This window comes from Actinomadura terrae, assembly GCF_022751215.1.
GTDB lineage: Bacteria > Actinomycetota > Actinomycetes > Streptosporangiales > Streptosporangiaceae > Spirillospora > Spirillospora terrae.
In genome coordinates, this window is record NZ_JAICDG010000001.1 from 1,772,180 (window position 1) to 1,793,038 (window position 20,859).

At 73.7% G+C, this 20,859-nt stretch carries 15 protein-coding genes; 11 read left to right on the forward strand and 4 right to left on the reverse strand.

From position 1 onward, the window contains the following. The first annotated feature begins 59 nt into the window (after positions 1 to 59). The 8 genes from rpsA (at position 60) to K2F47_RS07995 (ending at position 6,828) form a co-directional block, all read left to right on the forward strand. Entirely contained in the window at positions 60 to 1,550 is a 1,491-nt protein-coding gene (gene rpsA / locus K2F47_RS07960) for a 30S ribosomal protein S1 (RefSeq protein WP_242902105.1), read from the forward strand. Between the two features lie 171 nt (positions 1,551 to 1,721). Further along, positions 1,722 to 3,665 carry an endonuclease/exonuclease/phosphatase family protein gene (locus tag K2F47_RS07965; protein WP_242902106.1) on the forward strand — a complete coding sequence of 648 codons (1,944 nt, stop codon included), beginning with the start codon at positions 1,722 to 1,724 and terminating at the stop codon, positions 3,663 to 3,665. Between the two features lie 30 nt (positions 3,666 to 3,695). Next, positions 3,696 to 4,184: a GNAT family N-acetyltransferase gene (locus K2F47_RS07970; RefSeq protein ID WP_242902107.1), complete on the forward strand. Its 489-nt coding sequence runs from the start codon at positions 3,696 to 3,698 to the stop codon at positions 4,182 to 4,184. Between the two features lie 45 nt (positions 4,185 to 4,229). Next, positions 4,230 to 4,823, forward strand: a complete 594-nt coding sequence (gene coaE, locus K2F47_RS07975) for a dephospho-CoA kinase (protein WP_242902108.1) — start codon at positions 4,230 to 4,232, stop codon at positions 4,821 to 4,823. Positions 4,824 to 4,902: 79 nt separating this feature from the next. Continuing rightward, on the forward strand, positions 4,903 to 5,310 hold the full coding sequence (locus tag K2F47_RS07980; protein ID WP_242902109.1) for an SSI family serine proteinase inhibitor: 408 nt from the start codon (positions 4,903 to 4,905) through the stop codon (positions 5,308 to 5,310). 92 nt (positions 5,311 to 5,402) lie between these two features. Then, entirely contained in the window at positions 5,403 to 5,813 is a 411-nt protein-coding gene (locus tag K2F47_RS07985) for an SSI family serine proteinase inhibitor (protein WP_242902110.1), read from the forward strand. 107 nt (positions 5,814 to 5,920) lie between these two features. Next, positions 5,921 to 6,325 (forward strand): SSI family serine proteinase inhibitor, encoded by a 405-nt coding sequence (locus tag K2F47_RS07990; protein ID WP_242902111.1) that lies wholly within the window; start codon positions 5,921 to 5,923, stop codon positions 6,323 to 6,325. Between the two features lie 92 nt (positions 6,326 to 6,417). Continuing rightward, positions 6,418 to 6,828 carry an SSI family serine proteinase inhibitor gene (locus tag K2F47_RS07995; protein WP_242902112.1) on the forward strand — a complete coding sequence of 137 codons (411 nt, stop codon included), beginning with the start codon at positions 6,418 to 6,420 and terminating at the stop codon, positions 6,826 to 6,828. A gap of 479 nt (positions 6,829 to 7,307) precedes the next feature. On the opposite strand, the gene K2F47_RS08000 is transcribed toward K2F47_RS07995, so the two are convergent. After that, positions 7,308 to 13,151 (reverse strand): WD40 domain-containing protein, encoded by a 5,844-nt coding sequence (locus K2F47_RS08000; protein ID WP_242902113.1) that lies wholly within the window; start codon positions 13,149 to 13,151, stop codon positions 7,308 to 7,310. A gap of 115 nt (positions 13,152 to 13,266) precedes the next feature. Between K2F47_RS08000 and K2F47_RS08005 the strand changes: the two genes are divergently transcribed. Continuing rightward, a complete protein-coding gene (locus tag K2F47_RS08005) occupies positions 13,267 to 14,490 on the forward strand; it encodes an ArsB/NhaD family transporter (RefSeq protein ID WP_242902114.1) in 1,224 nt (407 codons plus the stop codon). An 18-nt stretch (positions 14,491 to 14,508) separates the two neighbouring features. Here K2F47_RS08005 and K2F47_RS08010 read toward each other — a convergent pair whose 3' ends face one another. The 3 genes from K2F47_RS08010 to K2F47_RS08020 form a co-directional block, all read right to left on the reverse strand. Next, complete coding sequence (locus K2F47_RS08010) at positions 14,509 to 15,402, reverse strand: inositol monophosphatase family protein (RefSeq protein ID WP_242902115.1); 894 nt, start codon at positions 15,400 to 15,402, stop codon at positions 14,509 to 14,511. A 61-nt stretch (positions 15,403 to 15,463) separates the two neighbouring features. After that, positions 15,464 to 16,171 carry a hypothetical protein gene (locus K2F47_RS08015; protein WP_242902116.1) on the reverse strand — a complete coding sequence of 236 codons (708 nt, stop codon included), beginning with the start codon at positions 16,169 to 16,171 and terminating at the stop codon, positions 15,464 to 15,466. Positions 16,172 to 16,235: 64 nt separating this feature from the next. Next, positions 16,236 to 17,249, reverse strand: coding sequence for a hypothetical protein (locus tag K2F47_RS08020; RefSeq protein WP_242902117.1), 1,014 nt, complete (start codon positions 17,247 to 17,249; stop codon positions 16,236 to 16,238). Positions 17,250 to 17,435: 186 nt separating this feature from the next. On the opposite strand from K2F47_RS08020, the gene K2F47_RS08025 reads away from it, so the two are divergent. Both K2F47_RS08025 and uvrB read left to right on the forward strand, forming a co-directional pair. Continuing rightward, positions 17,436 to 18,590, forward strand: a complete 1,155-nt coding sequence (locus K2F47_RS08025; RefSeq protein ID WP_242902118.1) for a sensor histidine kinase — start codon at positions 17,436 to 17,438, stop codon at positions 18,588 to 18,590. A gap of 87 nt (positions 18,591 to 18,677) precedes the next feature. Further along, on the forward strand, positions 18,678 to 20,795 hold the full coding sequence (gene uvrB / locus K2F47_RS08030) for an excinuclease ABC subunit UvrB (RefSeq protein WP_242902119.1): 2,118 nt from the start codon (positions 18,678 to 18,680) through the stop codon (positions 20,793 to 20,795). The last annotated feature ends 64 nt before the right edge of the window (positions 20,796 to 20,859 follow it).

A 20,859-nucleotide genomic window follows, 5' to 3' on the forward strand; every position in this document is an offset into this window, starting at 1 on the left:
AACGGCCCTCCGCGCACAACCCATACGACTTCCATGTCCGTACCGGAGCCAGCCGACACATGACGAGCAGCACCGAGGCCACCTCGACCACCCCGCAGGTAGCGGTCAACGACATCGGGTCCGAGGAAGCCTTCCTCGCAGCGATCGACGAGACCATCAAGTACTTCAATGACGGCGACATTGTCGAGGGCACTGTCGTCAAGGTCGATCGTGACGAGGTCCTCCTCGACATCGGCTACAAGACCGAGGGCGTCATCCCCTCGCGAGAGCTGTCCATCAAGCACGATGTCGACCCCAACGAGGTCGTCACCGTCGGCGACCACGTCGAGGCCCTCGTCCTCCAGAAGGAGGACAAGGAGGGCCGGCTGATCCTGTCCAAGAAGCGCGCCCAGTACGAGCGCGCCTGGGGCACGATCGAGAAGATCAAGGACGAGGACGGCATCGTCACCGGGACCGTCATCGAGGTCGTCAAGGGCGGCCTCATCCTCGACATCGGCCTGCGGGGCTTCCTGCCCGCGTCGCTGGTGGAGATGCGCCGGGTCCGCGACCTCCAGCCCTATGTGGGCCGGGAGCTCGAAGCCAAAATCATCGAGTTGGACAAGAACCGCAACAACGTGGTCCTGTCCCGCCGTGCCTGGCTGGAGCAGACGCAGAGCGAGGTCCGCCAGACCTTCCTCAACACGCTCCAGAAGGGCCAGGTCCGCAAGGGCGTCGTCTCCTCGATCGTCAACTTCGGCGCGTTCGTCGACCTCGGCGGCGTGGACGGGCTCGTGCACGTCTCCGAACTCTCCTGGAAGCACATCGACCACCCGTCCGAGGTCGTCGAGGTCGGCCAGGAGGTCACGGTCGAGGTCCTGGACGTCGACATGGAGCGCGAGCGCGTCTCCCTGTCGCTCAAGGCCACCCAGGAAGACCCGTGGCAGCAGTTCGCCCGCACCCACCAGATCGGCCAGGTCGTGCCGGGCCGCGTCACCAAGCTGGTGCCGTTCGGCGCGTTCGTCCGGGTCGAGGAGGGCATCGAGGGCCTGGTCCACATCTCCGAGCTGGCCGAGCGGCACGTGGAGATCCCCGAGCAGGTCGTCCAGGTCGGCGACGAGATCTTCGTGAAGATCATCGACATCGACCTCGACCGGCGCCGCATCAGCCTGTCGCTCAAGCAGGCCAACGAGGGCGCCGCGGCCATCGAGGAAGAGGACTTCGACCCGACGCTGTACGGGATGCCCGCGGAGTACGACGACCAGGGCAACTACAAGTACCCCGAGGGCTTCGACGCCGACACCGGCGAGTGGCTGGAGGGCTTCGACGAGCAGCGCGAGACCTGGGAGCGGCAGTACGCCGAGGCCCGCGCCCGCTTCGACGCCCACCGCAAGCAGATCGAGGAGGCCCGCAAGGCCGAGGCCGAGGCCGACGCGGCCCCCGCGGGCGGTGCCGGCGGTGGCGGCGGCGAGACCTCCTACTCGGGCGGCGGCGAGAGCGAGACGACCGGTGGCGCCCTCGCCACCGACGAGGCGCTCGCGGCCCTGCGGGAGAAGCTCTCCGGCGGCCAGTGACCCGTCACTGACACCGAGACCACGGCCGGAGAACGATCTTTGCGGATCGGGCTCCGGCCGTGGCCGTTTCGCGCGCGCGGACACCCGCCTGGGCAATAGAGTCCGCAGTGCCGCACGGTCGCGGCGCCGCCGCGCGCAGGTCCGCTCGTCCCCCGGGGAGCTCTCGTTCAATTGGCCACCACAGAAGCAGGCACCAAGCCCGGCCCGGCCGCCGGGCCCATGATCGTCCCGCAGGGGCCCGCCAGGCTCGCGCTGATCGCGATCACGGTCGCGGTGCTGGCGCAGACCCTGCGCTTCTCCCTTCCCCAGATCGACCACTTCGCCGACGACGCCGGGAACGGCGCCGCCGCGCTGGCGGTGCTGGTCGTCTACCTCGCCGGGTTCGCCGCGCCGCTGCTGCGCCGCGCCGCCGGGCCGCGCGGGCTGCTGGTCGCCGGGGTCGGCGGGCTGCTGGCCGTCCGGCTGGTCGCCCAGGGGATCGGACCGCAGACCTGGCTCGCCTTCGCCGGGACCGCGATCGGGATGGTCGCGGTGGCTGCGCTGTTCGAGGGCGCGCGGGGCCTGTCGGGCGTCGGGTTCGCGACCGCGACGGTCGCGGGCCTATCCGCCGACTCCGCCGTCCGGATGTGCTTCGCCACCTGGGACCCGGTGTGGCGGTCCGGGATCGGCCCGTGGCTGGCCTGCGCCGCGTTCGTCCTGCTCGGCGCCCTCGCGCTCTGGCGCGAGCTGGCCTCCGGACCGGTCACCGCGCCCGGCGTCTCCTGGCGGGAGGCGTTCGGCGCGGCGGCGATCGGCCCGTTCCTGGCCCTCCAGGTGCTGGTGCTGTCCAGCCCCGCGTTCGTCGCCTCGTCCGGCTGGCGGTCGCTGACCGCCGCGCACGTCGTGATCGTCATCGGGCAGGGCCTCGCGCTGGCGTTCCTCGCCTCCGGCCTCGCCGTGCGGGCCGTGCCGGGCGGCGTGTGCGTGCTCGGCGGCACCGTCCTCGGCGTCGCCGCCGGGTCCGTCGCCGGGACGTACGCGATCTCCGGCATCGAGGTCGTGCCCGTCGTGATCGTCGGGCAGGTGCTGTCGGCGTGGCTGCTGGCGGTGGCCTGCCGCGCCCCGCTGCGCCGCGCCGGGTCGGGCGGCCCCGATTGGCGGATCGACGTCGGCGCCGCGCTCGGCGGCCTGCTGGTCGCGCTGATCCTCGTCCCGTACCAGGTCAGTGCGGTGTCGCCGCTGCCCTTCCCCAACAACGTGCTGCCGGGCCTCGCCGGAATCCTGCTGGGCGCGCTCGCCGCCGCCGCGGCGGCCCGCGGCGGCCCGCTGCCCGCCCGCGCCCCGCTGCGGGCGCTCACCGCCGGCGCCGCCGCGCTGCTGCTGTTCGCCGGGACGCTGGTGTTCACCGTCGCCGCGCCGGACGGCAAGGCCGCGGCCGGGCCCGTCCCCGGGCAGGTGCGGCTGCTCAGCTACAACATCCACGACTCGGTCAACCAGGACGGGCGGCTCGATCCCGAGGGAATCGCCCGCACCATCGAGCGGCAGCACGCCCAGGTCGTCCTGCTCCAGGAGGCGAGCCGGGGGTCGCTGCTGTCGGGTACCACCGACGTCGGCGTGTGGTTGTCGCGGCGCCTCGGCATGCGGCTGGTCTGGGGTCCCGCCGCCGACGGCCAGTTCGGCAACGCGATCCTGACGTCGCTGCCGGTCCGCTCGTCCGGGACCGGGCGGATGGCCAAGGGCGACTGGTCGCAGATCCGCGGCTACGTGTGGGCGCGGCTCGCCGTCGGGCAGACCACGATGGACGTGTGGTCCACGCACCTGGAGGGCGGCGACGACCAGTCCGGCGAGCGGGCCCGCGAGGTCGCCGCGCTGGTGCGCGCCTGGGGCGGCGCCCCCCGCACCGTCATCGGCGGCGACTTCAACGCCGAGCCGGGCAGCCCCGAGCTGACCGGGCTCACCGACACCGACCTGCGCAGCGCCGCGCTCGGCGCCGACACGTCCCCGACGCGCTCGGACGGCAAGCGCGTCGACCAGGTCCTCGGCTCCGAGGGCCTGATGTTCACCGACTTCGACGTGCCGCGTTCCGACGCCTCCGACCACTACCCGATCGCGGTGACCATCCGGGTCGGGCACTGACCGGACGCGCGCGGGTCTAGGGTCGGGCGCATGACCGAACAGACCGTCGCGATCACGCGGGCGGACGCCGGCGACGCGGGCGCGCTGCTGACCGTCCAGCGCGCCGCCTACGTCAGCGAGGCGCAACTGTACGGCGACCCGTTCCTGCCGCCGCTCGTGGAGTCGCTGGACCAGCTCGGCAAGGTCCTCGCGGGCGACGCGGTGGTGCTGAAGGCGACCCTGGACGGGCGGCTCGCGGGCGCCGTCCGCGCCCAGTTCGGCGACCGCACCTGCCTGGTCGGACGCCTCGTCGTCGCCCCCGACCTCCAGAACCGGGGGATCGGCGGCGACCTGATGCGGGCCCTGGAGCACGAGGTGACCGGCCGCGCCGACGCGTGCGTGCTGTTCACCGGCCACCTCAGCGAACCCGCCCTGCGCCTGTACCGCCGCCTCGGCTACACCGAGACCCACCGCGAACGCGTCGCCGCCCACCTGACCCTCGTCCACATGCGCAAACCTCTCCCAGCGGAGAACGCCTAGCGGTCGCTGGCCGGGCTCCGAACGACACGGGCTAGGGTGAAACCCGTGTTGAACGTGGGGCTCACCGGCGGGATCGGATCGGGCAAGAGCGAGGTCGCGGCGCTGCTGGCCGCGCACGGCGCCGTGGTCATCGACGCCGACCGGCTCGCGCGGGAGGTCGTCGCGCCCGGCACCCCCGGGCTCGCCGCCGTCACCGCCGAGTTCGGCGACGGCGTCCTGCTGTCCTCAGGGGAGCTGGACCGGGAGCGGCTCGGCTCGATCGTCTTCGCCGACCCGGACCGGCTCGCGGCGCTGAACGCGATCGTCCACCCGCTGGTGGCGGAGCTGACGCGGCAGCGGACGGAGGCGGCGCCCGCCGACGCCGTCGTCGTCCACGACGTGCCGCTTCTCGTCGAGAACGGGCTGGAGTCCCGCTACGACGAGGTCGTGGTCGTGGACGCGCCGGAGGAGGTCCGCCTCGACCGGCTCACCTCCCGCCGGGGCATGACCGAGGACGCCGCCCGCGCCCGCATGGCGAGCCAGGCCACCCGCGAGCAGCGCCGCGCCGTCGCCACCTTCGTCATCGACAACAGCGGCACCCTCGACGACCTCGCGACCCAGGTGGACGCCCTCTGGAAGGCCCTGACCTCCCGCGCGTGAGGTGGCCGGTTGCGGACGCGGCGAGCGTCCGCCGGAGTGGTGTACTGAGCCCACTCGACTCCGGCTCTGAGGAGATGTCATGACCCGTGTCATGCTCCGCGCGATCCTGGGAACGGCCCTGTTAGCAGGCGGGGTGGGCGCGATGGCCCCCGCCGCGTCCGCCGCCGAGGCTCCCCACCCGGGTACGCAGATCACGCTCGCCCTCGTCCCCCATCAGGGGTCTCCGGGCGCTCCCCGCCACGTGGTCCTGACCTGCGAACCGGCCGGTCCCCTGCCCCACGCGCAGGAGGCATGCGACGAACTCGCGCTGGTGAACGGGAACGTCGCTGGGGTTCCGCGTCGGCAGGCGACCTGCCCCCAGGCGTGGCTCCCGGTCACCGCGTCCGCGTCAGGACGGTGGCGGGGCATCCCGATCCCGCCCTTCTCGCAGGACTTCCAGAACGAGGACTGCGCACGCATCGGGCGCGGCCACGTCTTCGACTTCTGACCCCGGCGGACAAGCCGTGGCAGCACCGGCGGGCCGTCAAGCACAAGGTCACCTCGACCAGCTCCCCGCTTCCGACGCTTTGAGGAGATGTCATGACCGGTATCACGCTTCGCACGATCCTGGGATCGGCCCTGTTGGCAGGCGGGATCGGCGCGATGGCCCCCGCCGCGACCGCCGCGGAGGTCCCCCACACGTTAACGAGGATCACGCTCAGCGTCGTCCCTGAGCCGGGGACTCCAGGCGCCCCCAAGCACGTGGTTCTGACCTGCGATCCGGTCAGTCCCCTGCCTCACGCGCAAGAGGCGTGCGACGAGCTCGACCTGGCGTTCGGGGACGTCGCGCGGGTCCCGCCGCGACATGACGAGTTCTGCTTCCAGGTACGGCAACCGGTCACCGCGTCCGCCACGGGATGGTGGCGGGGCGTCCAGATCCAGCCCTACTCGGAGATCATCACCAACGACAGCTGCGCGCGGATCGCGCACGGTCACGTCTTCGCCTTCTGACCCCGTCTGCCCGGGCGTGCGGCGCGGCGGTGGCCGGTTGCGGACGTGGCGGGCGTCCGGCGGAGTGGTGTACTGAGCCCACTCGACTCCGGCTTTGAGGAGCTGTCATGACCCGTGTCACGTTCTGCGCGATCCTGGGATCGGCCCTGTTAGTGGGGGGCGGCGCGGTGACCCCCGCCGCGACCGCCACCGAGGCCCCCGTCCCGGCAACAGAGATCACGCTCAGCGTCGTGCCCCAGCCGGGCACCCCCGGCGCCCCTCGCCGAACCGTCCTGACCTGTGATCCCGCCAGCCCCCTGCCCCACGCGCAGCCCGCGTGCGACGAACTGGCCCTCGTGAACGGGGACGTCTCCCGGGTTCCGCCCCAGCAGGCGGCCTGCGCCCAGGTGTGGCTCCCGGTCACCGCGTCCGCGTCCGGACGCTGGCGGGGCGTCCCGATCCCGCCCTTCTCGCAGACCTACACCAACGACGCCTGCGCCCGGATCGCGCACGGCCACGTCTTCGACTTCTGACCCCGGCGGACAAGCCGCGGCAGCACCGGCGGGCCGTCAAGCACAACGTCACCTCGACCAGCTCCCCGCCTCCGACGCTTTGAGGAGATGCCATGACCAGTGTCACGCTTCGCATGCTCTTGGGATCGGCCCTGTTAGTGGGGAGTGTCGGCGTGGTCGGCCCCGCCGCGACCGCCGCCGAGGCTCTCGACTACCCGACGAGGATCACGCTCAGCGTCGTCCCTGAGCCGGGGACTCCAGGCGCCCCGAAGCACGTGGTTCTGACCTGTGATCCGGTCAGTCCACTGCCTCACGCGCAAGAGGCGTGCGACGAGCTCGACCTGGCGGATGGGGACGTCGCGCGGGTCCCGGGCCAGACCGACAGGTGGTGCTTTACCTACAGCGCCCCGGTCACCGCGTCCGCGTCGGGATGGTGGCGGGGCATGTCGATCCGACCCTTCTCGCAGGTCTACCAGAACGAGGGCTGCGCGCGGATCGCACGCGGCCACGTCTTCGACTTCTGACCCACAGCCGCCCAGCCCCCAAAGTGAGGGCTCGTCCTGCCCCCGGAGGCGGGTCCGGTGACGGCGAGGATGAGGACGTAGGCGGCGGCGAGGGTCGAGGGGGGTCCCATCTGCTCCGGGTCGGACCACACCGCTCGATGACCGGCCGGTCGTCCTCGCGCCCGGCATGATGGCCACCGGCCCGCTCGACCGCCCGGCCCGGTCGCGACGAGCCGGGGTCGAGCGCTCCTCCGCCCCGGTTCACACGGCACGGTGACGCTGCTCGGCCGGGCCTGCCGGCGCCCGCCTTACTCCGGCCGTGCCCGCGCGTGCATGGCGGCGACCGGTCCGCACTGGCCTGCCCGACACCGTAGCGCCCGCCCGCACATGGCGGGCGCCCGCTTCGGCTTGGTCGGTGCGGCGGGCCGGGTGCTGCGGTGGCGGTCGCGCGGGTGTGGTTCCGCCGCCTGTAGGGCACGGTGATCGGTTCGGCCGGGCGGTCATAGGGGGGCGTCCATGGGGACTTGGCGGACTTCGGGGAGGTAGGGGTCCAGCTCGCCGGGGTCGAAGCGGCACATGCCGACCGCGTACCAGAACTCGGCGGTGGCCTCGCCCTCCCACTTGTAGCGGCCGTCGGGCGCCAGGGCGGCCCAGCCCGCCGCCAGGCCGAGGAGGGTCGCGCGGCGGGTGGGGGCGGTGGGGTCGGCGACGTCCCAGAGGATGACCGCGCCGTCGTCGCCCGCGGAGGCCAGGAGGGTGCCGTCGGGGCTGAACGTCACCGACCAGACGCGGCGGGTGTGGCCGTCGAGGGAGTGCAGGAGCTCGCCGGTGGACGGGTCCCACAGGCGCACCGCCATGTCGTCGCCCGCGCTGGCCAGCAGAGTTCCGGACGGGTGGAACGCGGCCGTCCACAGGCGGCCCGCGTGGCCGGACAGGACGTGCAGGGTCGCGCCGGTCGCCGGGTCCCACACGCGGACGGTGCCGTCGTTGCCCGCGCTGGCGAGGACGTCGCCGGACGGCGCGAACGCCACCCGGTAGACGCGGTCGGAGTGGCCGCGCAGGGTGGCGGCGAGCCCGCCGGTGCGCGGGTCCCAGAGGCGGACGAGGCCGTCGTCGCAGCCCGTGGCGACGAGCGCGCCGTCGGGGGCGAAGTCGATCGAGCGGACGCGGCCCCGGTGCCCGGCGAGGTTGACGATCTCGCGGCCGGTCGTCCAGTACCAGAGGCGGACGCTGTCGTCGTCGTTGGCGGTGGCGAGGACGTCGCCGTCCGGCGCGAACGCCTGCGCCCACACGTGGTCGGTCTCGACGTTCAGCTCCCGCTCGAACGTGCCGGTGCCCGCCTGCCACAGGTGCACGCCGCCGTCGTTGGTGGCGGTGGCGAGCTGGGAGTCGCGGGTGTTGAACAGCGCGGAGGTGAGGTTGTCGGCGACGCCGCGCAGCTCGCGGACGAGGCGTCCGGTGCGCGGGTCCCAGAGGCGGACGAGCCCGTCGTTGCCGCTGGAGGCCAGCAGCCCGCCGCCGGGGCTGAAGGCGACGCCGGTGACGCGGCGGCCGTGCCCGCGCAGCACGACGCGGCTCTGCCCGGTCTCGGCGTCCCACAGCCGGGCGGTGCCGTCGTTGCTGCTGGTGGCGAGCTGGGCGCCGTCGGGGCGGAACGCGAACGGCCACACCGCGCCGCGGTGTCCGGCCAGTTCGACGCGCTGCCGCCCGGTCTCCGGGTCCCACAGCCGGACGGACCCGGCGCTGTCGGCGGTGGCGAGGCGGCCGCCGTCGGGGCTGAAGGCGGCCTGGTAGATGCCGCCGCCGTGGCCGGTGAGCGTGGCGCGGTGCGCGCCGTCCTCCCAGAGCCGGACGGAGGCGTCGGTGTCGCCGGTGACCAGGAGCCGCCCGTCGGGGTGGAACGCGATGGCGTAGACGCGCCCGGTGTGGCCGACGAGCTCCTGGCGGATCTCGCCGGTGCGGATGTCCCAGAGCCGGACGACGCCGGCCTCGTCGCCCGCCGCGAGCAGCGACCCGCCGGGGTGGAACACGGCGCGGAAGACCGCGCCCCGGTGGCCGGTCAGCTCGCGGCGCAGCGCGCCGGTCGCGAGGTCGAACACGCGCAGCGTCCCGCCCTGGTCGCCGGTGACCATCAGCGACCCGGCCGGGTCGAACACGGCGGTGAAGACGGGCGCGGTGTGGCCCGCGAACTGGTGGCGGAGGGCGCCCGTGGCGAGGTCGAAGACGCGGACGACGCCGTCGGCGTCCCCGGCCGCGACGAGGTCGTCGCCGCCGGCCACGACGGGCCACACGCCCTCGGGGTGGACGTCCAGGACGTGGGCGCACTGGCCGGTGGCGAGGTCCCAGAGCCGGAGCGTGCCGTCGGCGGACCCGCTGGCCAGCACGTTGCCCTCGCGGTCGAACGCCACCGCGTAGGCGCGGTCGGCGTGGCCCTGGAGGGTGCGGATGGGCCGTCCGGTGACGGCGTCGCAGACGAGGACGCCGCCGTCCTCGTTGCCGACGGCCAGCACGGACCCGCCGGGGCTGTAGGCGAGCGGCTGCGGCAGCCGGCTCGTCTGGAAGTGGAACCCGTAGGGGACGCCGACGGCGGCGGGCGCGACCTGGATGTCGACGGGGCGGCCCGGCGCGATCGCCGCCTCGCGCAGCTCGGGCGCGGCGGCGACCTGGTCGGGCAGGACGGCGTCGACGAGCGCGGCGCGCGTCCAGCGGCTGCCCTCGACCGTGACGTCGCGCAGGTCGGCGCGGGCGAGCCGGGCCCGGGACAGGTCGGCGCCGCGCAGGTCGGCGCCGGTGAGCCGCGCCTCGTCCAGCCGGGCCCCGGCGAGGGACGCGTCGCGCAGCACGGCGCGCGAGAGGTTCGCGCCGACCAGCAGCGCGTCGGTGAGGTCGGCGCCGGTCAGGTCGACCTCCTGGAGGTCGCGGTAGGAGAGGTCCTCGCCCTTGAGGACGGCGCCGCGCAGGTCGGCCCGGGCGGGGGTGCGCAGCCGGGTCGTGATCCGGATCGCGTTCGCGCGGGCGGCGTCGGCGGCGGCCGGATCGGCGAGGATGCGCTCGGCCCACTCCTGGCAGGCGCGGGTGTCGGCGAGGTCGCACAGGAAGTCGACGGTGAGCTGCGTCAGCGCGCGCCGCCCGAGCGCGGCCGGCGTCGCGCCCTCGCCGAGCTCGCGGGCGATGTGCCGGGCGACGAGCCACTCCATGACCGACACGTGGATGAACCCGAACAGGCCCTCCTCGGTGCGGACGAGCAGGCTGCCCGCGCCGACCGCGTGCGTCACCTGGTGCGGCGACAGCCGCCCCTCGGCGAGGCCGGTGAGGGTGTCGGCGACGTCGGCCAGCTCGGCGAGCCGCAGGAACCGGTCGTCGCCCTCCCAGAGCCGCAGCGCGAGCGTGCCGACCGCCTCCCACATGTCCTCCACGCGCAGCCCCGGCTGGCCGCCCGGCGGGCGGACCCGCTCGGCCTCGTGCTCCAGCCAGGACGACAGGATCTCCTCGTACAGGTCGGCGGGGCTGACGGTCGTGCGGGCCCGCGCGACCGCGCGCAGCCGGTCGCCGGGCAGGTCGGCGATGAAGCTCAGCATCCGCGGGTTCGGGGTGAGCGCGAGCAGCTCCTCCACGCCCGACAGCAGCCCGAGCCGCTCGTCGGCCGCCTCCTCGTCGCCGTACCGGTTGACCAGGTAGGAGCGGACCTGCGCCGGGGTGAACTCCTCCAGCCCGAGGACGCGCCGGTGCGGCAGCACGCCGACCCGCTCGCCGAGCGCGGTGAGCACCTGCGCCTGCGACTTGAAGTGCTGGGTGCGGCTCGCCACGACGATCTTCGCCTTGTCCTGCGCGGCGCGCAGCAGCGTGTCGAGGTGGTCGGCGGCCTGGTCGTAGGTCACCCTGGTCACCAGCTCGTCGAAGCCGTCGAACAGCAGCACGATACGGCCCTGCCGGAGCATGTAGTGGAACGCCTTGAGGTCGATCAGCTCCTCGCCGTGGTTGGCCAGGTGCGCGGCGACCAGGCCGTCCACCGAGTGCGCCTTGTCGAGCGCGCGCAGCTCGATCAGGATCGGGACGACGTGCGGCAGCTCCTCGGGGATGCGGCGGGCCAGCTCCCGCAGCGAGAACGTCTTGCCGCGCCCGAAGTCGCCGAGCAGCAGCAGGAACCGGCCGTGGTCGGCGGCCAGCAGCCGCAGCATCTCGCCGACGACGTCGTCGTGGACGTCGCCGGGGCCGCCCTCGCCCTCGCCGTCGGCGCGCAGCCGGTCCAGCTCGCGGTAGCGCTGCGGGACGTACAGCGACGGCGGGTACAGGTCGCCGGAGGCGAGCCGCCGGGACTGCGCGGTGACGTACTCCGACAGGTCGAGCAGCCCCTGGAACTCGGTGAGGCTGCGGACCCGGATGCCGCGCCGCAGCGCGTCCTCGCGCAGCGACCGGGCGGGCGCCGGGCCGAGGTAGACGAGCTCGGAGCCGTGGTCGGCGCCGTCGGCGTGGACGTGCCGGACGAACGCGTCCACGTCCTCCTCGGCGACCCGGCCGACGTGCGCGCCGATCCGGTACTGCCGGACGAAGCCGTCCTCCAGGTGGGTGAGCAGCAGGTGCGGCGGCTCGGCGCGGCCGTCCTCGCGCGGCGGCGGGACGACGCGCCGGATCGTGGCGCGCTCGAACCGGGTCTCGCACGCCTCGGTGAGCCGGTCCAGCAGGCGGGCGGTGGGGTCGGCGGCCCCCTCGTCGCCGCCCGGCTCGGCGGGGGCCGGGGCGCCGCCGGGGCCGAGTGCGGGCGCCGGGCCCGCCGCGCCGCGCCCGGACGGCGGGGGGAACGTTCCCTCCACCCGCGACCAGGCGGCCTCCAGCCGCTCGGGGCCCCGGCGCGCCGCGTCCTCGGGAATCCACCGCTCCATGCCGTCGCGGCGCAGCACGACGATCTGGTGGCGGCCGGGCCCGAGCGCCGGGACGGCCGGGACGCCCGACGCCAGCAGCGGCACCGCGCCGAACTCCGACGGCGCGCCCTGGAAGAACACGTTCACGTGCCCGCCCAGCAGCGTCTCGACGGTCTCGGGGTCGCGCAGCGCGCCCGGCTCCCCGGCGATCGGGGTGTGCTCGACCACGCCGAGCCGCAGCCAGCCCTCGTCCTCGAAGTGCCGGAGCCGCTCGTTGAACCACGCCGCCTGCGCCTGCCCCACGCGGCCGTAGCGGTCCTCCTCGCGGTGGGTCTGCGGCAGCGTCGAGTTGAGCCCGGCGACCGCGACCCGCAGGTCGGGGACGGGGAACAGCGTCCACGGCTGCGCGCTGTCGAAGATCAGCGAGTCGAGGCCCTGGTAGAACTCCTTGAACAGCCCGGCGAAGTGCCGCCACTTCGGCCAGTACGGCGGCTGCGGCTCGATGTCGTCGGCCTCGCAGCTGGAGAAGTAGGCCTGGCAGGCCGCGCGGGTGACGTCGTGGGTGCCGGGGACGACCACGACCCGCTGCGCCTCCAGCCCGAGCAGCGCTCGCAGGCTCGTCAGGAACGACAGCGCCTCGGTGAACTCCTTGCGGCTGCCCGAGTGGGTGAGGTTCCCGGTGACGACCAGCAGGTCGGGACGCGGGACGCCGGAGTCGGCGAGCCGCGCCACATCGCTCCAGATGCGGTCCTGGAGTTCGCTGGCGGTGGTCGGCTCCCCGGGCTCGGCGAGCGTCCGGCCGAACCGGGGCCCACCCACGTGCAGCACGCTCAGGTGCTCGCGGCCCTCGGGCGGGCCGCCGTCGCGGGCGGGGAACGCGGGCGCGGCGACCGGCGCGCGGCGGGCGGGCCGCTCGCCCGAGGGCCCCGGCCGCTGCGGGGAGGTCTCCGCGCGGTCGTCCTCCACCCGTCCGGCGAGTTGACCAGCGAGTGGCGCGCGCGAGGATCCGCCGGGGAAACCGGGGCCGTCCAGCGGGCGCGCGTGCCCCGCGAGGGCCTCCTGGATGCGCCGCATCAGCAGGTCGCGCGCGTCGTCGGGGTCGTCGACGCCGACGAGGTCCACATAGGTGATCGTCGACAGCAGGCCGTCGATCGGGCAGTCCTCGATGCGGACCGTGACGAGCTTGCGCGCCGGGTCGTCGGGGTCGGCGCGCAGCGCCGCCATCCACTCCAGCCGCCCGTACCGGGACCGCAGGTAGTTGCGCGACAGCACCGCGACGACGGCCTTCGCCTCCGACAGGCCCCGGTCCATGAAGTCGATGAAGTTCGTGCCGGGCACGAAGTCCCACGCCTGCATCATCGTCCGGTGCCCGGCCGCTTCGAGCTGCCAGGCGATCCAGGACGCCCACCGCTCGTCCGCGGGCGAGTAGCTGATGAAGAAGTCGGTCGGACGCTCCTGCCTGGAGTGGTCACCGGGGGGTGTCATGCCGCCAGTATCGCGTGCCGGGACGGGGAGTTCAGCAACTCGTCCCGCCTGTGGAAAACCGCGCCGCACACCCGGCGGGACGCCGCGCCGCGCCGCCTATGGGATCATGTCGCGCGTGCCGTCCCCGCCCGCCGCCCTGCGCCGAGCCGTCCGGTCCGTGGGGGTCCTGGACCGCGTCAGGGCGGGGCTGCTCGCGCTCGGCCTGCTCTTCGTCGCGACGGGCCTGCTCCCGCCCGCGACGGCGCGCGACAGCGTCGAGCGCATCGCGCCCCTCCTGCTGTTCCTGCTCAGCGTCATCGTGTTGGCGGAGCTGACCAAGGAGGCGGGGGTCTTCGACGCGATCGCGCAGCGGATGGCGCGCGCGGGACGCGGCAACTACGTCGCGCTGTTCCTGCTGTGCGTGGGGTTCGCGTCGGTCAACACCGTCTTCCTGAACCTCGACACGACCGCGGTGCTGCTGACGCCGGTCATGCTGGCGCTCGCGGCGCGCGCGCGGATCGCCGCGCTGCCGCTCGCCATGACGACGGTGTGGCTGGCCAACACCGCGAGCCTGCTGCTCCCGGTGTCCAACCTGACCAACCTCCTCGCCGCCGACCGGGTGGCCCTGGAGACCCCGGCGTTCGCGGCCCGGATGTGGCTGCCGCAGGTCGCCGTCCTCGCCGTCACGATGCTGCTGCTGTGGGTGTTCTTCTGGCGGCGCGGCATGCGCGGCGCCGACTCCTACGACCCACCGGACGTCGCGCCCGTCCGCGACCGGGTCCTGTTCTCCGCGACGGGTGTCGCGTGCCTGCTGTTCATCGGCGCGATCCTCGCGGGCGTCCACACCGGCCTCCAGCTCGGCCTCGCCGCGACCGTCGCCGCCGTGGTGGCCGTGGCCGCGTTCGCCGTCCGCGACCGGTCGGCGCTGCGCGGCGAGCTGATCCCGTGGCGGCTGATGGTGTTCGTGACCGGCCTGTTCCTGGTCGTCCCCACCTTGGAGCGGTACGGCCTGGACGAGGTGATGCGCTCCCTGGTCGGCGGCGACGACGGTGTCGCGGGCGCGGCGCGGGCGGCGTTCGCGGGGGCGGGGCTGTCCAACGTCCTGAACAACCTGCCCGCCTATGTCGCGGGGGAGTCCGCGGTCCCCGAGTCCAACCGGGACCAGCTGCTGTCCCTGCTCATCGGCACGAACGTGGGCCCGGTCATCACGCCGTGGGGGTCGCTGGCGACGCTGCTGTGGTTCGAGTGGTGCCGCCGCTGGGACGTGCGCGTGCCGATGCGCAAGTTCGTCATCACAGGGACGGTCCTGGCCGTGCTGGGCTGTGCCGCCGCCGTCGCGGCGCTGCTGGTGACCCGCTGAACTCGGGACGAGCGCCGACTACCGGACGAGCGGGATCTGGCCGTCCGGCCCGGCGACGTCCAGCGCGCGGTTCGCGGTCTCCACAAGCCGCGCGAGCAGCTCCGGGCGGGCCGCGACGAACCCCAGCTCCGACGGCGGGCGGTCGATGCTCAGCTCGTAGGGGCCGCCGTCCAGGCGGCGCAGCTCCGCGCCCGCCTCGGCCGCCAGCAGCGCGCCCGGCGGCAGGTCGACGAGCTCGGGCTGGTAGCCGACGATCCCGTCGATGTCGCCGCGCGCCAGCATCGCCCACGCGACCAGCGGCGCCCACAGTTGCAGGAGCCGCGAGCAGCGCAGCTCCAGCGCCGAGCGCAGCGCGAACGCCGACGGGTCGCCCGCCTTGACCGCGTGCCCCTGCGTCCAGCCCAGCACAGGGTTGCGCTCCCGGCCGGGGCGGGGACGCGGCGCCAGCGACAGCGGGGCGCCGTCGGGGTCGAGGGCCCCCTCGCCGCGCACCGCCGTCCACGTCCGCCCCGAGACGGGGTCGTGGACGACGCCCAGCACGGGGATGGTCCCCGCGCACAGCGCCAGCCCCACCGCGTACACGGGCATGCCGATCGCGACGTTGTTGGTGCCGTCGAGCGGGTCGACCAGCCAGACGAGGTGGGCGCCGTCCGCGCCGTCGAGCACCCCCGACTCCTCGGCGATGATCCGGTGCCCGGGGTAGGCGGTGCGCAGCCGTCCGACGATCAGCTCCTCGGCGGCGGTGTCCAGTTCGGTGACGACGTCGCCGTTCCGGCCCTTGGGGCGGGCGACCAGCGGGCCGCCCGTGCCGGCGCGCACCAGCGCGCCGGCCGCCTCGGCCGCCTCGACCGCCACCCGGCGGGCCTCGCAGAGATCGACCGGTAGGGCCGGTGACGGGGGCGTGGATCTCATCGCTGCCTCTCCAGTCGGGTCCGGGGCTCGGGGGTCCGGTGGCTCGGGGGCCGGTGGCCGCCTACCGGCGGGTCGGTGACAGGCCGCCGAGGGAGCAGCCTTCCCCGGGCGGGGCGGGGTGGGCGTTCGCGACCGCGCGCGCCGACCGGTGGAGCGCGCGCGCCGCCTCGTCCGGTTCGGACCGCGCGCGGCGCACCTGGTGGGTCGCGACGTCCAGCGGGCCGAGCGACAGGTCGCCGCTCCCGGGCGTCTGGCGGCCGAGCGCGACCGTGGCCGCGTCCCGCCCGTCCTCGATCAGCGTGCTGTGGAACACGCCCGCGGGCAGAGTGTACGACTCGCCCGTCCCGTGGGCGGTGGAACGACCGGGAGAGTATCGGACGGTGCGTCCGGTGGCCCTCAGCTCGTCGACCTCGCCCCGGCTGACGACCTCGAAGACCTGCGCCGCCGCCCCGCCGGAGCCCCCGCCGACGTCCATCCGGACGTTGCGGACCGTCCCGTACAGGACGAAGCTCAGCAGGTCCCAGCTGTGGCAGTGCACGGGGGAGGTGGTGGAGGGCGCGGAATCCACCTCGGACGTCCAGATGTGCAGGCACACGCCGAAGTCGCCGCTGCGCTCCACGGGAAGGCACAGGAACCCGAGGGGATGCCTTACGGCCGGGACGCGGGACCGCCCCGCCGCGACGTCCGCGAGCACACGGCCCGCCCATGCCGGGAGCGTCCGCGCCGCCGTTCCGGCCTCGATCTCCCTGCGGATCTCCTCGTACCTCATCGCTCGCACCCGATGTCGCTGTTGCGTTGTGGCGTCCGCGTACGGCAGGCCCGCGCGGACGCGGTCACTCGTAGGGGTCCTTGGGCCGCAGCGCCTTCCGGATGATCTCGATGACGTCCCGGTCGGTGTAGCCCTGGGCCATGTCGATGCCGATCACCTCGTAGAGCCTGCGGACCTGCTCGACGGTCGGCTCGTCGTCCAGCGGCGCGAGCCGCGCGTGCTCCACCGGGACGCGGCGCGCCTGGTCGAGGCTCGTCAGCAGCTCGGCGCTGAGCCAGCTGTAGTAGAACTTCGTGCTGTCCACGACCAGCGCCTGGCCGCGCGGATTGTCGCGGGTGACCACGATCAGCGAGGACGACAGGTCGTAGCGCAGCGTCGTCATCGTCCGCGCCAGGCCGATGTCGATGTCGAGCATCCCGAACCGCTGCTTGTGCCAGCACGCGGCGAGGATCGTGGCGTAGGCCTCCTTGCGGGTGCGCTCCAGCGTCCACGGCTCGCCGGTGCCGTCGGGCCCGTCGGCCGACGAGCGGCGGTGCCGGGCGTAGGCCTCGCAGACCTCCACGTCCGTCGGGTCGATGATCTCCAGCCGGAACAGCAGCGTCCGGCCGTCCCGGCGGGCGGCGGCGACGGTCTCGGGCAGCGTCTTGGCGCGGATGTAGGTGCCGGTGCCGCCCTTGAAGATCCAGCGGTCGGTGTCGCGGCGCGCCTCCTCCAGCACCTGCGCCACCTGCGCGCCGCTGATCACCCGGACGATCGTGGTCTCGTCCAGCGCGCGCTTGGTGTCGGCCAGGACCCCCTCGAACGCCTCGATGTGGCTCAGCCTGCCGCTCAGCTCGTCCAGCGTGGTCGAGGACGCCCGCAGCGTGTCGCGCACCTCCGCCTCGACCGGGACGCGCCGCCCCCGGTCGCGCAGCACCGACGTCGCCAGGAGGCCGACCACCGCGAGGATCGCGCTGTTGGTGATCTCGTCCTCGTGGGGGAGGTCCACCCCGACCCCGAGCACCGCGACCGTGATGGCCAGCACCAGCGCGATGAAGGCGTCGGCGTTCTTCCCGAGCCAGGTGGCGAAGCGGGTCATTGTATGCGTTTTCCCCGTCCTTGTCGGCGCCGTCATCGTAACCACAGCACCGCGAGGGCGGCCACAGGCCCGCGTCCCCTGTGCGGCCGGGGCTGAGGCGCCGCAGGTCACGTTCCTCTCAGGCGGGGGAGGCCATGCTTTCCGGCATGGACGACCTTGGTCCCCTCCGCCCCCTACACTCATCGCATGCAGCTGCGGGGCTGGTGGTCGGCGGGATGGCCGACACCGCGTTCACGGGCGCTGGACCTCACCCTCGCGGTGTCGCTGGCGGTCGTGGACGGCGTGTTCCTGTGGTTCGCCCCCCAGGACTTCTGGCTGCCGCCGCCCGTGACGTCGGCCGGCAGCTTCCTCCTCGGCCTGGGCCTGGTCTTCCGCAGGCGGCACCCCGTCCGGCTCGCGCTCCTCGCGGTCGCGCTCGGCACGGTCGCGGGCGCGGGCGTGTTCGCGCTGGTGGTGATCCTCTATTCGCTGGCCGCCTACACCCCCAACCGCCGGACGGTCTGGACGATCGCCGCCGTCGGGTACGTCTCCGGGATCGCCTTCCCCGGCCCCACCGAGAACGACGACCCGTTCCTCGCCCAGGCGATCTTCGGGGTGGCGTTCACGGCCGTCCCCATCCTCCTGGGTCTCTACATGGGGGCGCGCAAGCAGCTTCTGGCTTCGCTACAGGAACGTGCCGCCCGGCTGGAACGCGAGCAGCACCTCCTCGCGGAGCGCGCGCGGGGGGAGGAGCGCACCCGCATCGCCCGCGAGATGCACGACGTCGTCGCCAACCGGATCAGTGTGATGGTCGTCCACGCGGGCGCCCTGAAGGCGATCGCCGTCCGCGACCCGGGCCGGGCCGCCGAGACCGCCACCGTCATCGGCGACATGGGACGGCAGGCGCTGGAGGAGCTCCGGCACGTGATCGGCGTCCTGCGCCAGGGCGAGGAGGCGCTGCCCCAGGAGGCGGTGACGCTCGCCCATGTCCGCGAGCTGGTCGACCAGTCGGGCGCCGCGGGCCTGGTGGTCGACCTGGCCGTGCGCGGCGAGGAGCAGCCGATGCCGCCCGCCGTCGGGCGGACCGTCTACCGGCTCGTCCAGGAGGCGCTGACCAACGTCCACAAGCACGCGGGCGCCGCCGACACCCGCGTCGACCTCGGCCTGCTGCCCGAGGCCGTCGAGGTCGAGATCGCCAACGACGCGCCCACCGCCCCGCCCGACCACGGGCTGCCGAGCGGCGGGCACGGCCTGGTCGGGCTGCGCGAGCGGGTCACCGCGCTCGGCGGCAGCTTCGAGGCCGGGCCCTGCCCGGACGGCGGGTACGCGGTCCGGGCCAGGCTGCCGCTGCCCGCGTCCTGATCGTCGTCGCGGGGCTGTGACCTGCACGGACCGGTTTGTCGGACGCCGTGCGTACAGTGGGGGAGTACTCACAGGGAGGGGGGCCGGATGCGGCCAGTCACCGATCTTCGGCGCCGGGTGGCGCCGTTCGAGGTCGTCACGGAGATGACGCCGTCCGGCGACCAGCCGCAGGCGATCAGCGAGCTCGCCGCGCGGATCGGGCGCGGCGACAAGGACGCGGTGCTGCTCGGCGCCACCGGCACCGGCAAGACCGCCACGATCGCGTGGCTGGTGGAGAAGCTCCAGCGGCCCGTCCTCGTGATGCAGCCGAACAAGACGCTCGCGGCCCAGTTCGCGAACGAGCTGCGCGAGATGATGCCCGGCAACGCCGTCGAGTACTTCGTCTCCTACTACGACTACTACCAGCCCGAGGCCTACATCCCGCAGACCGACACCTACATCGAGAAGGACTCCTCGATCAACGACGAGGTCGACCGGCTGCGCCACTCGGCGACCAACTCGCTGCTGACCCGCCGCGACACCGTCGTCGTCGCGTCCGTGTCGTGCATCTACGGCCTCGGCACCCCGCAGGAGTACGTCGACCGGATGGTGCGGCTCCAGACCGGGCAGCAGATCGAGCGCGACGACCTCCTCCGCCAGCTCGTCGGCATGCAGTACACCCGCAACGACCTCGCGTTCACCCGCGGCACGTTCCGCGTCCGCGGCGACACCGTCGAGATCATCCCGCAGTACGAGGAGCTCGCCGTCCGGATCGAGATGTTCGGCGACGAGATCGAGAAGCTCGCCACCCTGCACCCCCTCACCGGCGAGGTCATCACCGAGGACGACGAGCTGTACGTCTTCCCCGCCTCCCACTACGTCGCCGGCCCCGAGCGGATGGAGCGGGCCATCGCCGGCATCGAGGCCGAGCTGGAGGAGACCCTCGCCGTCATGGAGCGGCAGGGCAAGCTGCTGGAGGCGCAGCGGCTGCGCATGCGCACCACCTACGACGTCGAGATGATGCGGCAGGTCGGCACCTGCTCGGGCATCGAGAACTACTCCCGCCACATCGACGGCCGCGACGCCGGGACCGCCCCCAACACCCTCCTGGACTACTTCCCTGAGGACTTCCTCCTCGTCATCGACGAGTCGCACCAGACCGTCCCGCAGATCGGCGCGATGTACGAGGGCGACGCGTCCCGCAAGCGGATGCTGGTCGAGCACGGGTTCCGGCTGCCCTCGGCGATCGACAACCGCCCGCTGAAGTGGGAGGAGTTCCTGGAGCGCATCGGGCAGACCGTCTACCTGTCGGCGACGCCCGGCAACTACGAGATGTCCCGCGTCGGCGGCGACGTCGTCGAGCAGGTCATCCGCCCCACCGGCCTGATCGACCCCGAGATCGTCGTCAAGCCCACCAAGGGCCAGATCGACGACCTCATCCACGAGATCCGGCTGCGCACCGAGAAGGACGAGCGCGTCCTGGTGACCACCCTCACCAAGAAGATGTCCGAGGACCTCACCGACTACCTCCTCGAACTCGGCATCCAGGTCCGCTACCTGCACAGCGAGGTCGACACGCTGCGCCGGATCGAGCTGCTGCGCGAGCTGCGCGCCGGCGAGTTCGACGTGCTGGTCGGCATCAACCTGCTCCGCGAGGGCCTCGACCTCCCCGAGGTCTCCCTCGTCGCGATCCTGGACGCCGACAAGGAGGGCTTCCTGCGCTCGGAGACCTCCCTCATCCAGACGATCGGCCGCGCCGCCCGCAACGTGTCCGGCCAGGTGCACATGTACGCCGACACCGTCACCCCGTCGATGGAGCGCGCGATCGACGAGACCAATCGGCGCCGCGCCAAGCAGCAGGCCTACAACACCGAGCACGGCATCGAGCCCCGCGCGCTGCGCAAGCGCATCGCCGACATCCTCGACTCCCTCGCCCGCGAGGACGCCGACACCGAGACCCTCATCGGCGGCGCGGGCCGCCAGCAGAGCCGCGGCAAGGCCCCCGTCCCCGGCCTCGCCTCCCGCACCCGCGAGGTCGGCCGCCACGCCGCCGACCTCGTCGGCGAGCGCCCCCGCGAGGAACTGGAGGGCCTTATCGAGCAGATGACCGCCCAGATGCACCAGGCCGCCACCGACCTCCAGTTCGAACTGGCCGCCCGCCTCCGCGACGAGATCAAGGAACTGAAGCGCGAACTCCGCGAAATGAAGGAGGCAGGCGTCAGCTAGCCAACGCTGTACTCACGAAGCCCCGCGGCCCGGGGCTCCCGCCCGGCGGCTGCGCTCATGAAGT